Source organism: Rhizobium sp. N324 (genome assembly GCF_001664485.1).
Classification (GTDB): Bacteria; Pseudomonadota; Alphaproteobacteria; order Rhizobiales; family Rhizobiaceae; genus Rhizobium.
Map to the genome: position 1 here is coordinate 3,148,148 of NZ_CP013630.1, position 15,068 is coordinate 3,163,215.

Sequence of the window (15,068 nt, forward strand, 5' to 3'; positions counted from 1 at the left end):
GATGGTTAATATGATGTCTTTGCTTGTTCCTGAGGAATAGGAGGAGACACCATGTCACTTGAAGCTTGGCTCGCTTTTGCGGCCGCATCCGCCATCATGCTGGCCATACCGGGACCGACGATACTGCTCGTCGTTTCCTATGCGCTCGGTCATGGACGCAGGACTGCGTTTGCGACGGTGAGCGGCGTGGCGCTTGGTGACTTCACCGCGATGACGGCGTCTCTCTTCGGTCTCGGCGCCGTCCTCGCCGCCTCCGCCACCCTCTTCACCGTGCTGAAGTGGATCGGCGGCGCCTACCTGATCTGGCTGGGAATCAAGCTTTGGCGGGCGCCCGTCATCGGCGAACCGGTTGCCGACAACGACAATCTTCCGGAGGAGAAATCGCTCAAGATCTTCCTCCACGCCTATGTCGTCACCGCCCTCAATCCGAAGAGCATTATCTTCTTCGTCGCCTTCGTGCCGCAGTTCCTCAACCCGGCCCTGCCCTTCCTCGGCCAGATGGCGATCATGGAAGCGACCTTCCTCGTGCTGGCGATCCTCAACGCCTCCACTTACGCATTTCTCGCCCATACCGCGCGCGGACTGATTCGCAAGGCGAGCGTCCAGCGCGCCGTAAACCGCACCGGCGGAACCCTGCTGATCGCGGCAGGCGCCGTAACCGCAGGGTATCGCCGTATTGCGGCTTAGAGCCTTTCCCGGTCAGATTGCAGCATTCTGCCGGAGCAGGTTTTCGTCGGGGCAGAGGCGATCGGCGATGGGCATACCCCTGGTACGTCCGAGCCGATCGCCTCTGATCCTGGCTAGAGATGCCCGGCCCACCGGCCGCACCGCTTCGCCACGGCGAAGCGATCAGTGCGTCCGGCGATTCCCAAGTCTTGCAGATTTGCCTGGCAAATCTGCGCGAGGGTTGGCTGAAACGGGCCGGCTGATCGACCGGCCGGCTTGGCCGTAGATCTGGGCTACGACGCGCGCCGGCCGGTCGACCATCCGGCTCCGTTTGAGCCAACAGAATGCTGCAATCTGACCGGGAAAGGCTCTAAAAATATTCCGTGGTTGCCGGAATGTCACGAATAGGTTAATGGGGTCGTCAGGTTTAAGCTTTTTAGTAACTTTTATAACGCTGCCGGGGCGGCGCGATTTCACGAAAGTGACGGAATGGTAGCGATCGGATTGTCCGGGCTGAAACGCAGTCTTGTCGTTTCTACGGTGCTCTGCTGTGGCGTGATGACCGGCTGCGCAAGCGTCGAATACACCTCCCAGGCCGAACTGACAGCTGCTCAGACCGTGGTGCCGATGCCGAAACCCGGTGAAGACGCCACGCTTGCCGCGGTCCCGACAGCCGAAGGCACGGCCGCTCAGGCAGTCGCCGGCGCTACCCTTGCCCCGGCATCCCCTGCCCTGACCGCGACGGCGATGCCGACCGTGACCGCCTCCCAGCCTGCCGATCTCACCATGCAGCCGGCAGCCTACGCGCAGATCCCGCTGACACCCGAGATGACGGCGATCCAGTCCGTGGTGCCGACGCCGCGTCCTGGAGCGCCGGCACAACCGGCAACGCAGCTTGCCTTTGCCGCGACACCGCAGAACGGCGCGCTTGCGGCACTTGCCGCAGTCGACACGACGCCGCGTGCCAGCATGGATTACGGCTTCGATGAATCCGGGCCGATTGATCCGCCGACGGCGCCGCCGATGTTCAGCGACGACGACAAGGACGATGCGCCGACCGTCGAAAAGAGCTTCGTCACCAAGCTCATTCAGAAATATTCGAAACTCTACGAAATTCCGGAGACGCTGCTCCACCGCATCGTCCACCGCGAGAGCCGCTACAATCCGAAGGCCTACAACAAGCGCGGCTATTTCGGCCTCATGCAGATCAAGTACAACACCGCCAAATCAATGGGCTATGACGGCGCCCCGGGCGGTCTCTTCGATGCCGAGACCAACATCAAATATGCCGCGAAATATCTGCGCGGCGCCTGGCTCGTCTCCGACAGCAAGGAAGACGATGCCGTCCGCCTCTATGCGCGCGGCTATTATTATGATGCCAAGCGCAAGGGCATGAATGACGTCGCCCAGGGCAATTACTGACAACTCCCCCCAGAAAAACGGCTTCAATGCTTCGGCCTATGGCCGCGGCTGGACCTGCCGTTCTGATCCGGCCTGCTGTTGCGGCATGCCCGATTGCGGCGACGCCGCCAGAACTGCCTTGAGAAGCGTCTGCGGCTGATAACCGAGCCAGCCCGGCGTCAGGCCAAGCCGGACGACGACGAGATTGGCAGACGGCACGATCGCCATGCTTTGCCCGTCATGCCCCGTCAGCCAGAATGTGTCCTCCGGCAGCCCGAATGCAGCACTCGAGCCGCCGGGCGCGAGCCACGCCTGGCCTTGCGTATACCGGCCGTTCGATGCCGCAGTCGGCGTGCGCATCGCGCCGACGAACCCCTCCGGCAACAGCCGCCGGCCATTCCAGACGCCATCCTGCAGCAGGAACTGTCCGAAACGCACCCAGTCATGCGCGGTCGCATAGAGATAGGAGCTTCCGGCAAAGGTGCCGCGCGCGTCGAGTTCGAGGACGGCGCTGGTCATGCCGAGCGGGGAGAAGAGCGCGTCATGCGGATAGGAAAAGGCTGCCTGCGCATTACCGACCCTGTCCATCCAAATGCGTGACAAGAGCGCCGCCGTGCCGCTCGAATAGCGGAACCGCTGCCCGGGTGCCGCCTCCATCGGCGCATTGGCCGGCAGCGAGACCATGTCTGGATCGAGATAGAGCATACGCGTCACATCGGCGACGCTGCCGTAATCCTCATTGAAGGCAAGGCCGCTCTCCATGCCGAGCAGGTCGGAAACCTTGATCCTCGCACGCTGATCATCCTTCCACTGTGCCATCAAGTGATCGTCGTCGAACGAGATCTTGCCGTCGAGCATCAGCCGGCCGAGGATGGCCGCGTTCACCGTCTTCGTCATCGACCAGCCGATCAGTGGCGTCTTCGACGAAAATCCGGGACCATAGGCTTCGGCGACGATACGGCCGTCGCGCACCACCACGATCGCCCGCATGGCCGGACCGGCAAATCGGGCATCGGCCAGCACCGCGGCGATCTTCGCGTCCGGCTGATTGTCGGTGCCCTCGCCTTGCGGCCACACCGCGTCATTCGCCTGCATCTTGGCCGGCGGATCGAACGGCACCGCGATCGCCGCCTCGAAATTGCCGTCCGGCACGCTGGTGCATCCGAGAGCGCCGCGATAGAGCGCATAACTCGATGCGAACAGCCCCATGAAGCGCGCCGTCACCCGGCCGCTGTCACGCTCGACACGGACGCGCACCAGCCTCAGCAGCGGATTTCCCGGCGCCTGGACGTCGTCATGCAACACATCGTCGGCATCCCGGCCGGCGACGAAGACATTGGAGCAGACGATCTTGGCAGCGTAGCCGTCCCCGACGCGCAAGAGCTCCGGCGGCCAGGCGAAGAGCCAGCCGGTCCCGGCAGCGATGATGAGAACCACAAGGAGAGCAAGCGCCTTCAGGACACGCAGCACAAATCGCATGGCATTCCTCCATGCCGGGAGAGAAGCAGGAATCGCACCTGTCGGAAAGGGGCCGGCGCGAAGTAGGCGCACCATTTCGATCACTCTTCATTGATGCCGAAGCCTTCCGAGAACGGCGCCCACAGCCCGCGTCATCAAACTGTAGCAGTGGCGCGCTACACGCCCTGAACGCTAAAAAGGTGACAGACTCATGTCAGAATTTGCACCGGATGCCGGCTTCCGCAAGAACCGGAAACTCAAGGACGCCCTTCTCCGCCACAAGGCTTTTTCGAAGGAAGGTTTCTCCGAGCGTCTCTTCGGCCTCCTCTTCTCCGGCCTCGTCTACCCGCAGATCTGGGAGGATCCAGATCTCGACATGCAGGCGATGGAGCTGAAGCCGAACCACCGCATCGTCACCATCGGCTCCGGCGGCTGCAACATGCTCGCCTATCTCTCCAAGGCGCCGGCCTCGATCGACGTCGTCGATCTCAACCCGCACCATATCGCGCTGAACCGCCTGAAGCTTGCCGCCTTCAAGCATCTGCCGGATCATGCCGATCTCGTCCGGTTCCTGGCGATGCCGAATGAGAAGTCGAACAGCCGCGCCTACGACCGGCATCTTGCCGCCAAGCTCGACGACGCGACGCGCAGCTATTGGAACGGCCGCAAATTCGGCCGCCGCCGCGTCACCGTCTTCGACCGCAACATCTATGAAACCGGCCTGCTCGGCCGCTTCATCGGCGCGGCCCATCTTCTTGCCCGCCTGCATGGCGTCAAGCTGCGCGAGATGACCAAGACCCGCTCGATTCGCGAGCAGCGCCAGTTCTTCGAAGAGCAGATCGCGCCGCTATTCGAAAAGCCGGTCGTTCGCTGGATCACCGGCCGCAAGAGTTCGCTCTTCGGCCTCGGCATTCCGCCGCAGCAATATGACGAACTTGCAAGCCTTGCCGCCGATCATTCGATCGCACCGGTGCTGAAGCACCGCCTGGAAAAACTCGCCTGTCATTTCCCGATGCGCGACAATTATTTCGCCTGGCAGGCCTTCGGCCGCCGCTACGGCACGGAAGAGGAAGGCCCGCTGCCGACTTATCTGAAGTCGGAACACTACGAGGTGATCCGCGCCAATGTCGACCGCGTCAACGTCCATCATGCAAGCTTCACCGAGCTTCTGGCCCGCGAGCCGGCCGCCTCGCGCGACCGCTTCATCCTGCTCGACGCGCAGGACTGGATGACGGATGAGCAGCTGAACGACGTCTGGCGGGAAATCACCCGCACGGCACGCGACGGCGCCCGCGCGATCTTCCGCACCGCCGCCGAAAAGAGCATCATCGAAGGCCGCCTGTCGCCCTCGATCCGCGACCAGTGGGATTACTTCGAAGAGAAGTCGCGTGAACTGACCGCGCTCGATCGCTCGGCGATCTATGGCGGCTTCCACATTTACGGGAAGAAGGCGTGAGCAAGGCCGGCACCGACACGGCAGGAATGAGCGGCGAACATGCCAGCCTGATGGATGGCATGTACCGCTACCAGCGCCATATCTACGACCTCACCCGCAAATATTATCTCCTCGGCCGCGACAGCACGATCCGCAAACTCGACGTGCCCGAGCGCGGCACCCTGCTCGAAGTCGGCTGCGGCACCGGGCGCAACATGGCTTTCGCCCACAGGCATTTCCCGACTGTGAAGCTGTTTGGGCTCGACATTTCCCAGGAAATGCTGATCTCGGCGCGCAAGGCCTTCGCGACCAAGGCAACGATCCCGGAATTCCGCGTCGCCGATGCCACCGCCTTCACCCCGCGCGAATTCGGCATCAGCGGCTTCGACCGCATCCTGATCTCCTATGCCCTGTCGATGATCCCGGATTGGGAGCGCGCCGTCGATGCATCGATCGCCGCACTCAACCCCGGCGGCCAGCTGCACATCGTCGATTTCGGTCAACAAGAAGACCTGCCCCGCTGGTTCCGCCGCATGCTGCAGTCATGGCTTGCAAAATTCCACGTCGCCCCGCGGCCCGATCTGCGCGAAGTGCTGGAAGCGCAAGCCCATGAAAATAACGCGAGATTGCTGTTCGACACCATCGGCGGCGGCTATGCCTGGCGGGCTGCCATTATCAGCAAGCGCTCATAATTCGCTTGAAACTAACCGATTTTTTACGTTGATATGGTGAAAAGAGGGTTATTCCTCTGCTGGACTCGTTTTTCTCGAAGGTCAGGCTGTGGGGCAAAGAGATCATTCGGTTCACGACGGGATACCCATGCGCCGGCTTTTGTTTTGCGTTCTGCCTTTGGCCATCCTGCTGGCCGGCTGCTCCTCCTCCGGTCATGACTATCTCGAAACCGCGTCGATAAAGCCGAAGACGCGCTTCCAGGACACCGATCCGCAGGATTTCGGCCCGAAACATCCGCAGCAGAACGCGATTCACGGCATCGACATTTCCAAGTGGCAGGGCGATATCGATTGGAGCACGGTGAGAAGCTCCGGCGTCGCCTTCGCCTTCATCAAGGCGACGGAAGGCAAGGATAGGGTCGATCCCCGTTTCGACGAATACTGGCGGGAAGCCCGCAACGCCGGCATCCCGCACGCGCCCTATCATTTCTATTATTTCTGCTCTTCGGCCGACGAACAGGCCGACTGGTTCATCCGCAACGTGCCGAAGGAGGCCATGCGCCTGCCGCCGGTGCTCGACGTCGAATGGAACGCCGAATCGAAGACCTGTCGCTATCGGCCCGGCCCGGAAACGGTACGTTCCGAAATGCAGCGTTTCATGGACCGGCTGGAGGCTTATTACGGCAAACGCCCGATCATCTACACTTCGGTCGATTTCCACCGCGACAATCTCGCCGGCTACTTCCAAGATTATCATTTCTGGGTCCGCTCGGTGGCGAAACACCCAGAAGTGACCTATTCCGACCGCCGTTGGGCCTTCTGGCAATATACCTCGACCGGTGTTATCCCCGGCATCAAGGGACCGACCGATATCAACGTCTTTGCCGGCAGTGCAAAGAACTGGAACAATTGGGTCGCGGCCGTTTCCAAGGATAGAAATTCTTAGTAACGTCTTTCAATGTTTCTTGCTTCCGTCACATTCCTCTGGGAAAGCGACGGACATCCATTTGATATAAGGACCGCATCCATGCACCGCTCGCTCGCAAGCCGCTCTGCACTCGCCCTTCTGTTTGCCCTCGCCCTTGCCGGCGGCGCAGCCGCCCAGCAGGCGCCTGCAGCCGACCCTGCTGCCCCGGCAGCACCCTGCGGCGGCGATCTGTCCGCCTTTCTTGAAGGCGTCAAGAAGGATGCAGTTGCCGCCGGCGCAAGCGCGGCAGCCGCCGACTCCGCCCTTGCAGGCGCCGAGATCGACCCCAAGGTTCTGAGCCGGGATCGGGCCCAGGGCGTCTTCAAGCAGACCTTCCTTGAATTCTCGCAGCGCACCGTCAGCCAGGCCCGCCTCGATATCGGCCGCCAGAAGATGAAGCAATATGCCGACGTCTTTGCCCGCGCCGAACAGGAATTCGGCGTTCCCGCCGGCGTCATCACAGCCTTCTGGGCGATGGAAACCGATTTCGGCGCCGTCCAGGGCGATTTCAACACCCGCAACGCCCTGGTGACGCTGTCGCATGACTGCCGCCGGCCGGAACTCTTCCGCCCGCAGCTGATCGCGCTCATCGAGATGGTCCAGCACGGCGATCTCGACCCCGCCACCAATACCGGCGCCTGGGCCGGCGAGATCGGCCAGGTACAGATGCTGCCGCGCGACATCATCGCCTACGGCATGGACGGCGACGGCGACGGCCATGTCCGCCTGAAGCAGAGCGGCCCGGACGCCATCCTGACGGCGGCGAAATTCATCCAGCATCTCGGCTTCGAGCGCGGCCAGCCTTGGCTGCAGGAAGTCACCCTGCCCGATAACCTGCCCTGGGAGAAATCCGGCCTCGGCGGCACGATGACGGCAGGCGAATGGTTCGCGCTCGGCGTCAAGCCGCGCGACGGCAACACTGCCTTCGGCAACCTGGAAGGCGATCTGGTGCTGCCGCAGGGCCGCATGGGACCGGCCTTCATCGCCTACCCGAATTTCAAGATCTATCTCGAATGGAACAAGTCGTTCATCTACACGACTTCAGCCGCCTATTTCGGAACCCGGCTTTCCGGCGCCCCGACCTATCTCAAGGGCGTGCCGGAACAGGGCCTCGCTAACGACCAGATGAAGACGCTGCAGACCAAATTGCAGTCGCTCGGCCACGATGTCGGCGAGATCGACGGCATCCTCGGCTCCGGCACGCGTGTCGCGATCCAGAAGGAGCAGCAGCGCCTCGGCATGCCGGCCGACGGCTGGGCGACGCCTGCCCTTCTCAACGCTCTCTGATCGCCGCCTGCACCTTACCGCCACCCGCTTCGCAAGAAACGGGTGGCGCGGTCCGCCGTCTGCGCTAAGCATGAGCCTGAAAGCTGGTGCCGGCTTTTGGCAACCGAGCGGCTTACGGTGGAGAAACCGGTATGGACAGCAGAATGAATGCCTGGACCTGGGCCCTGCTGCTCCTGCTCGGGCTGATCTGGGGAGGCTCCTTCTTCTTTGCCCGCATTGCCGTCCAGCACGTGCCGCCGTTGACCCTTGTCTTCCTCCGGCTGCTGCTCGCCGCGCTGGCCCTGCACGTCTATATCGCCGGCCGCTTCGACGTCTATTCGATCCTCAAAGCCCGCTGGCGCGAATTCCTGATCCTCGGGCTGATCAACAATGCTCTGCCGCATGCGTTGATTTTTTTCGGCCAGACCCGCATCGGCGCCGGCCTTGCCGCGATCCTGAACGCGACGACGCCGATCTGGACGGTGCTGATTGCCAACTACTTCACATCTGATGAGAAGCTGTCCTCGGCAAAGATCGCCGGCTGCGTGGTCGGCCTCGCCGGAACGATCGTGCTGATCGGCCCCGGCCTGGCAGCTGGCGGCGAAGCGCCGCTCTGGGCTCTGCTGCTTCCCGTGCTTGCCGCCGTCTCCTATGGCTTTGCCGCCACCTACGGCAAGCGGTTCAAGGATGTTCCGGCACCGGTCACCGCGGCCGGCCAGTTGACGGCATCCGCGCTGATAACTCTGCCGCTGTCGCTGCTGGCCGATCGTCCCTGGACGCTTCCGATGCCGCCGGTCGATATTCTCGCCGCCGTGTTCGCGCTGGCGCTGGTATCGACCGCCTTCGCCTATATCCTCTATTTTCGGATTATGGCGGCGGCAGGTGCGACCAACGCCTCGCTCGTCACCTTGCTGGTGCCGCCGAGCGCCATCCTTCTCGGTGTGCTTTTCCTCGGCGAGAGGCTCACATCCGGCGAATTCGCCGGCATGGCGGTGATCGGTTTCGGCCTCGTCATTCTCGACGGCCGCGCCTATCGCCGGCTGGTGAAGACCACCTGATCTCAGTTGCGAATTCCGCGTGTTTTCAACCGCTTGCCAGTTCGCCATGTTTTCGGCGCATAGGTAAACCCGCAATCGCCGGATTTAACGGCATGTTAAAATCTGTGAACAAAAAATTATTGAATATAATCGATTAGTTTCAACGGCTTGCCGACAGGCTCCTCGACTTGTTGACGGCGCTCTTCTGCAGCGCAGCATAGAATTCGCTTTCCAACCGACATATTTCGGACATATTATCGACCGGTTAACGCGAGGAGACAGACATGGGACTCACGCAATCCTTGAATGTTCTGTTGGTCAGTGCAGCGTTTGCTTTCGTCTTGTCCATGCTCTTCATCTGAGCCGGCCGATGAAAGCGGAATGACTGGTAGCACCTGAACTCCCCTGATCAATCCGCCAATGAAAAAGCGCATGTCCCGCCCGACATGCGCTTTTTCACCTTTTCAAACCGTATGGATCAGGCGGCCGCGCCCGCACTTTTTGCCGCCCGGCGGGAAAAGCCGAGATTGTCGAGCACGGCGGAAACCAGCGGCGCGCGGTTCATCGTGTAGAGATGGAACTCATTGATGCCGCGCCGGACGAGATCCTCGATCTGTTCGGCGGCGACATCGGCGGCGACCTTCGCCCGCTCCTCGGGCTTGTCGTCGAAGCCGGCGAAGCGTTCATCGAGGAAGGCCGGGATGATCGTGCCGCAGGCGCCGGCGAAACGCTTCAGCTGCGTCAGGTTCTGGATCGGCATGATGCCGGGCACAACCGGGATCGAGATCCCGGCAGCGCGCACCTTCTCCAGGTAGCGTTCGAAATTGTCGTTGTCGAAGAAGAACTGTGTCAGCGCCCGGTCGGCGCCGTTATCCGCCTTGCGCTTCAACATGTCGATATCGGCGGCCGTATCGCGGCTTTCCGGGTGTTTTTCCGGATAGGCGGAAACCGAAATCTCAAAATTGCCGACCGACTTGAGGCCGGCCACCAGCTCGGCCGCATTGGCATAGCCGCCGGGATGCGGCTGATAGGGGGCGCCGGCGCCGCCGGGCGCATCGCCGCGCAGCGCCACGAAATGCGTGACGCCGACCTTGCGGAACGTCTCGATCATCTGGTGCGTCTCTTCCTTCGTCGCGCCGACGCAGGTCAGGTGCGAAGCGGTGGCGAGCGGCGTCTGAGACAGGAAACGCGTGACGGCGGTCAGCGTCGGCGCCTTGGTGGTGCCGCCGGCACCATAGGTCACCGAGACGAAATCCGGGTCCCAGTCCTGCAGCTTGCTGACAGCATCCCACAGCTGACCTTCCATCTCCTCCGATTTCGGCGGGAAGAATTCGAAGGAAATCCCGATGTTGCGGCCGCGTGCCTCGTTATTCAAAGCCATGTCATACTCTCCCGGCAAATGTAGGTTCGGCGCCTTCGCTTAGTTGCGAAGCCATCAGGCGCCTCGGGTCGCGCGCGAGCCAGACGGTGACCGTCAATCCCTGCCCGCTTTGCTGCCCCGGATGAAGATCGACGACCTGCTCGACGTCGAGCCCGGCCCTGTGCAGCCAGTCGGATATCGCCTGGTGCGAGAAGCCGAGACGGACATGCGCATGCTCGTCGCGGAGATATTCGAGCGCATGCGGCGCAAGGTCGATGACCACGAGCCGACCGCCCGGCCGGAGCATGCGCGCCGCCTCGGTGATCGCAATCTCCGGCTGATCGAAGAAATGCAGCACCTGGTGGATCGTCACCAGGTCGAAATCCTGGCCTTCGAACGGCAGGTTCAGGATATCGGCATGGCGGACGGTCGCCTTGGTGATGCGGGATTTGTCGAGATTGGCGCGCGCCACGCTCAGCATGTCGCGGCTGGCATCGACACCGATCGCCCGGCGGTAAAGCCCGGAAAGAAGCTCGAGAATGCGGCCGGTGCCGGTGCCGAGATCGAGCAGCGAATCGATCGGCTGGTTGCCGAGCAGCCGGATGACGGCGGCATCGACCTCTTCGTCGGCCGCGTGCAGGCGGCGAAGCTCGTCCCACTCAGCCGCGTTGCGGCTGAAATAGGCCTGTGCCCGCTCAGCCCTCTGGCGCTTGACCTGCGACAACCGCTCGCCGTCGCGAAGCACGGTCGGATCGTTCTCGGAGACATGCTTCAGCAATGCCCGCACGAGCATGGCCGCCTTTCCGTCCTGCTTGAGGCGGAAATAGGCCCAGGCGCCTTCCTGATAGCGTTCGATCAGTTCGGCCTCACCGAGCAGCTTCAGGTGGCGGGAGATGCGGGGCTGGGATTGGCCGAGAATTTCGGTAAGATCGGTCACCGTCAGGTCGCCGCCGTCAAGAAGCGCCAGAAGACGCAGGCGCGTGGGCTCGCCGGCCGCCTTCATGACGTCCACCAGCGCATCCAGTCCAAGCTTCAAGGGTTCGCTCATCTTCGATCCAATCAAGATATAAAGATATCTTTATGTGATTTGGATGACGGTGACAAGCGGCAATTCGCACGCGAGCGAAATTGCCTGCTCAAATTGCGACAAGGCAGATGTGAAAAAACCCCGGTAGAACCGGGGCTTCTCGACCGCAAAAAACGGCTGCGATCAGCGTGTCAGGCGCTTATGGGCCTGGCTGCCCGGGTTGAGGGCATCGGGACCTAGGCGGCGAACCTTGTCCTGCTCATAATCCTCGAAGTTGCCTTCGAACCATTCGACATGGCCTTCGCCTTCGAAAGCCAGGATATGCGTCGCTAGGCGGTCGAGGAACATGCGATCGTGGCTGATGATGATGGCGCATCCGGCAAATGCCTCAAGCGCGCTTTCGAGCGCACCCAAGGTTTCCGTATCGAGGTCGTTGGTCGGTTCGTCGAGCAGCAGAACGTTGCCGCCTGCCTTCAGCATCTTGGCAAGGTGAACGCGGTTGCGCTGGCCGCCGGAGAGGTTGCCGACCTTCTGCTGCTGATCGCCGCCCTTGAAGTTGAAGGCGCCGCAATAGGCGCGGGAGTTCATATCGAACTTGCCGAGCTTGATGACTTCGGCGCCGCCCGAGATTTCCTCCCAGACGGTCTTGCTGCCGTCAAGCGCATCGCGGCTCTGGTCGACATAACCGAGATGGACCGTCTCGCCGATGCGGACCGATCCTGCATCAGGCTTTTCCTGGCCGGTGATCATGCGGAACAGCGTCGTCTTGCCGGCGCCGTTCGGGCCGATGATGCCGACGATGCCACCCGGCGGCAGCTTGATCGACAGGTCGTTGATCAGCGTGCGGCCTTCGAAGCCCTTGGTGATGCCTTCCATCTCGATGACCACCTGGCCGAGCCGCTCGCTGACCGGGATGATGATCTGGGCGTCGCCAGGGCGCTGCTTTTCGGCCGCCTCCACCAGCTGTTCGTAGGACTTGATACGCGCCTTGGATTTGGCCTGACGCGCCTTCGGGCTGGAGGCGATCCATTCCTGTTCGCGGCTGATCGCCTTCTGGCGGCCTGCCTCTTCCCGGTTTTCCTGCTGCATGCGCTTGGCCTTGGCGAGCAGGTAGGCCGAATAATTGCCTTCGTAGGGAATGCCGCGGCCGCGGTCGAGTTCAAGGATCCAGCCGGTGACGTTGTCCAGGAAGTAGCGATCGTGGGTGATCATCATCACGGCGCCCGGATAATCGCGCAGATGCTTTTCGAGCCAGGCAATCGTCTCGGCGTCGAGATGGTTGGTCGGTTCGTCGAGCAGCAGCAGGTCCGGCTGCGAAAGCAGCAGGCGGCAGAGCGCAATACGGCGGCGCTCGCCACCGGACAGGCTGGTGACATCGGCATCGCGCGGCGGGCAGCGCAGCGCTTCCATCGCCATCTCGACCTGGCTTTCCAGATCCCAGAGGTTCTGGCTGTCGATGATGTCTTGAAGCTTCGCTCCCTCTTCCGCCGTCTCGTCGGAATAGTTCATCATCAGTTCATTGTAGCGCTCGAGCACCGCCGTCTTCTTGGCAACGCCTTCCATGACGTTTTCGAACACCGTCTTGTTGGGATCGATGTGCGGCTCCTGTTCGAGATAACCGACCGTGGCACCCTCGGCGAGCCAGGCTTCGCCGGTATACTCCTTGTCCTGGCCGGCGATGATGCGCAGCACAGTGGATTTACCGGCGCCGTTCGGCCCGAGAATACCGATCTTGGCATCCGGGTAGAAGGAAAGGTGGATGTTCTCCAGGATCTTCTTGTTGCCATAGGCCTTGTTGAGGCCGGACATATGATAGATGAACTGACGTGCCATGACTGCGCTGCTCCGGGCGGGAAACTTCGATCGTGCCGCTATGTAGGCGAAACAGCGCCTGCGGGCAACGCCGAAACCCGGTTTACGCAGGATTTCCGGTCAGAAGCCCGCAGCGTCGACGACGCCCTCGTCGCAGCCGAACGTCGTTTTTCCCGCGCCCTGGATCAGATCGCCAAGCCCGGTGCCTTTCGCCGACGCCGCCCCGGCGGCCTCCGAAAGCCCGATCGTCAACCCGCTGACCATCTTGACATTGCCGACCCGTCGGCAGCTCATCTTGACGCGGTCGCCGGCCCCCGGCCCGAAGCTCTTGTCGAAAGCCGCCTTGATCGCCTCGGCCTTGACCGGCTTGCCGATATTGGCGGCGAAGAGATCGCGCACGGCCGAGGTGTTGAGCGCGCCGAGAAGATGTACGCCAACGCCGAAATAATCCTCGGCGCTCATTTTCGTGCAGGTGCCGTGCTTGACCCATTCATGCCGTTCCAGGCCGGATTGCGTGCCGGGCATCGCTTTTGCCAGCGCCGCCTGCGTCTCGGCCGACAGCGTGACCGCCGGCAATGTGCTCCACTTGCCATCCTTGTCGGCGGCCTTTTGCTCGGCGCTCACGCCGCAATAATTCTGTCGCATCGGCCAGAGCCCATGCAACGAAAAATTCGTCGCGTCGGGGCGCTCGCCGGTCTGGCTCGCACATTCGGCCTTCTTCTGGTTTGTCTGGCAAAAGGCCGGCTGCCAGCTTGCCGAAAGAATAAAGCGGGTCGCCCCACTGCCCTCCTGCGCGAAAGCGCCGCCGGCAAGAACCATCGATACGGCGAACGCCGCGGTACGCAACTGCATGCTGCTCATTTCAACCCCCAAAAAAGAACAATACAGGAACAAATAAGCACGAAGATTAAAAGCCCGCAACCCTGAATCGCAGCAGGAACGCAATTTGTTATCGGATAAGTCAGGAACCGATGTTGCTTTTGGGCGACGATCTGGTCTGTTGCGGCAGGGAGGATCCAGATGTTTTCTGAAACGCAGAGGCTCGCTGCGCCGGGGGTGTCGCTCGCCTATCACCATGCCGAGGCCGCCGGCCCGGCACGCGGCATCTTGTTGATATCGCACGGCCTCGCCGAACATTCGAAACGCTATCGCGCTTTTGCCGAGGCGATGGCGGCGCGCGGTTATCACGTCTACGCCCATGATCATCGCGGCCACGGCGAGACGACGGCGCCCGACGCGCCGATCGGCTGCTTCGCCCGGCGGGACGGCGTCGAAAAAGTGATCGGCGACGTCCTTGCCATGCGCGCCCATGCGCTCTCGCGCCATCCCGGCCTGCCGGTGATCCTCTTCGGCCATTCGATGGGGGGCCTGATCGCCCTCAATGCCGCGGTCACGGCGCCTTCCGATTTCGACGCCGTCGCCGTCTGGAATTCTAATTTCGCCGTCGGCCTTGCCGGCCGCGCCGCCCAGGCGATCCTGCTTGCCGAACGCATGCTGAAGGGCTCCGACGTGCCGAGCGGCCTGTTGCCGAAACTCACCTTCGCAGCCTGGGGGAAATCAATCCCCGCCCACCGCACCGAGTTCGACTGGCTGTCGCGCCGTCCCGATGAAGTCGACAAATATATCGCCGATCCGCTCTGCGGCTTCGACGCCTCGGTCTCGCTCTGGCTCGACCTCTTCGAACTGACGTTTCGCGCCCCGCAGAAGCTCCATCTGGATCGGCTGCCCCGCGACCTGCCGATCCACCTCGTCGGCGGCGGAGAAGACCCGGCGACGGAGCGCGGAAAAGCCGTGCTCTGGCTGTCAAACCATTTGAAAGCCAGCGGTTTCTCTCGTATCAGCACTGAGATATATCAGGACATGCGGCACGAAACGCTGAATGATGCTGCAACCGCCGCCTTCGCGGACTGGTGCGACGAGGCCGTCTCCAGATTGCAAACGGCAAGATCCTGAGCCAGAGAGATTTCA

General features: G+C 62.1%; 13 protein-coding genes. 8 read left to right on the forward strand and 5 right to left on the reverse strand.

What is annotated here, in order from left to right; genetic code table 11:
- Nucleotides 1–51 precede the first annotated feature (51 nt).
- Both AMK05_RS15160 and AMK05_RS15165 read left to right on the forward strand, forming a co-directional pair.
- Nucleotides 52–687 carry a LysE family translocator gene (locus AMK05_RS15160; protein ID WP_064839717.1) on the forward strand — a complete coding sequence of 212 codons (636 nt, stop codon included), beginning with the start codon at nucleotides 52–54 and terminating at the stop codon, nucleotides 685–687.
- Nucleotides 688–1,155: 468 nt separating this feature from the next.
- The gene (locus AMK05_RS15165) at nucleotides 1,156–2,088 is read left to right on the forward strand and encodes a lytic transglycosylase domain-containing protein (RefSeq protein ID WP_064839719.1); all 933 of its coding nucleotides are present in this window, start codon (nucleotides 1,156–1,158) and stop codon (nucleotides 2,086–2,088) included.
- Nucleotides 2,089–2,124: 36 nt separating this feature from the next.
- Here the strand turns inward: AMK05_RS15165 and AMK05_RS15170 are convergent, their stop codons facing one another.
- A complete protein-coding gene (locus AMK05_RS15170) occupies nucleotides 2,125–3,546 on the reverse strand; it encodes a serine hydrolase domain-containing protein (RefSeq protein WP_064839721.1) in 1,422 nt (473 codons plus the stop codon).
- 190 nt (nucleotides 3,547–3,736) lie between these two features.
- Here AMK05_RS15170 and AMK05_RS15175 point away from each other — a divergent pair, with 190 nt between their 5' ends.
- The 5 genes from AMK05_RS15175 (at nucleotide 3,737) to AMK05_RS15195 (ending at nucleotide 8,922) form a co-directional block, all read left to right on the forward strand.
- On the forward strand, nucleotides 3,737–4,981 hold the full coding sequence (locus AMK05_RS15175; RefSeq protein WP_064839723.1) for a DUF3419 family protein: 1,245 nt from the start codon (nucleotides 3,737–3,739) through the stop codon (nucleotides 4,979–4,981).
- Complete coding sequence (locus AMK05_RS15180) at nucleotides 4,978–5,652, forward strand: class I SAM-dependent methyltransferase (RefSeq protein WP_064839725.1); 675 nt, start codon at nucleotides 4,978–4,980, stop codon at nucleotides 5,650–5,652. Before AMK05_RS15175 ends, AMK05_RS15180 begins: the two co-directional genes overlap by 4 nt.
- A gap of 127 nt (nucleotides 5,653–5,779) precedes the next feature.
- On the forward strand, nucleotides 5,780–6,577 hold the full coding sequence (locus tag AMK05_RS15185) for a glycoside hydrolase family 25 protein (RefSeq protein ID WP_064839727.1): 798 nt from the start codon (nucleotides 5,780–5,782) through the stop codon (nucleotides 6,575–6,577).
- A gap of 81 nt (nucleotides 6,578–6,658) precedes the next feature.
- Entirely contained in the window at nucleotides 6,659–7,885 is a 1,227-nt protein-coding gene (locus tag AMK05_RS15190; RefSeq protein WP_064839729.1) for a lytic murein transglycosylase, read from the forward strand.
- Between the two features lie 131 nt (nucleotides 7,886–8,016).
- Complete coding sequence (locus tag AMK05_RS15195; RefSeq protein ID WP_064839731.1) at nucleotides 8,017–8,922, forward strand: DMT family transporter; 906 nt, start codon at nucleotides 8,017–8,019, stop codon at nucleotides 8,920–8,922.
- A 457-nt stretch (nucleotides 8,923–9,379) separates the two neighbouring features.
- Here the strand turns inward: AMK05_RS15195 and metF are convergent, their stop codons facing one another.
- From metF to AMK05_RS15215, 4 genes are all read right to left on the reverse strand, one after another.
- A complete protein-coding gene (gene metF, locus AMK05_RS15200) occupies nucleotides 9,380–10,282 on the reverse strand; it encodes a methylenetetrahydrofolate reductase [NAD(P)H] (protein ID WP_064839733.1) in 903 nt (300 codons plus the stop codon).
- A 1-nt stretch (nucleotide 10,283) separates the two neighbouring features.
- On the reverse strand, nucleotides 10,284–11,309 hold the full coding sequence (locus AMK05_RS15205; RefSeq protein ID WP_064839736.1) for an ArsR/SmtB family transcription factor: 1,026 nt from the start codon (nucleotides 11,307–11,309) through the stop codon (nucleotides 10,284–10,286).
- 162 nt (nucleotides 11,310–11,471) lie between these two features.
- Complete coding sequence (gene ettA / locus AMK05_RS15210; RefSeq protein ID WP_049733663.1) at nucleotides 11,472–13,121, reverse strand: energy-dependent translational throttle protein EttA; 1,650 nt, start codon at nucleotides 13,119–13,121, stop codon at nucleotides 11,472–11,474.
- A 99-nt stretch (nucleotides 13,122–13,220) separates the two neighbouring features.
- Entirely contained in the window at nucleotides 13,221–13,961 is a 741-nt protein-coding gene (locus AMK05_RS15215) for a ribonuclease T2 family protein (protein WP_064839738.1), read from the reverse strand.
- 159 nt (nucleotides 13,962–14,120) lie between these two features.
- On the opposite strand from AMK05_RS15215, the gene AMK05_RS15220 reads away from it, so the two are divergent.
- On the forward strand, nucleotides 14,121–15,053 hold the full coding sequence (locus AMK05_RS15220; protein WP_064839740.1) for an alpha/beta fold hydrolase: 933 nt from the start codon (nucleotides 14,121–14,123) through the stop codon (nucleotides 15,051–15,053).
- Nucleotides 15,054–15,068: the final 15 nt, after the last annotated feature.